Source organism: Streptomyces sp. NPDC048566, assembly GCF_043199735.1.
Lineage (GTDB): Bacteria > Actinomycetota > Actinomycetes > Streptomycetales > Streptomycetaceae > Streptomyces.
Genome location: NZ_JBICWL010000035.1, coordinates 1 through 394, shown reverse-complemented (window position 1 = coordinate 394; position 394 = coordinate 1).

Below are 394 nucleotides of genomic sequence, written 5' to 3'. Positions count from 1 at the left end.
GGCTTTCCGGGTTTCCGGGGTTTCGGGGTTGTCGGGTGTTCGGCGGATGTTTCACGTCGGCGTGTGGTGTTGTCCCGCCCCTTTTCAGGAGGAGAGAGAAGTTGGCAGTGTCCGGAGAGCGCGGTCCCGACGCTGTCGGTTTGTCGCCTACCCAGCCCCTGGGCGATCAGGGTTTGACCGCTTACGGCAGTGACACGACGATCCCGCTGCAGGCGGATGTCCGCACGATGCGGCTTCGTGTTCCCTCGCCTGCCCCTGTGGTTCTTCCTGTCCCGCGGCGCAGTTTCGGTCTGGAGTGCCTGGGGGAGTACAAGGGGTCGGGGTTCACCGAGCCGAAGTACCTCGTGCGCCGCGGGGACGGTCAGGTGGTGCAGTTGTCCCGGCTGCTGTACCT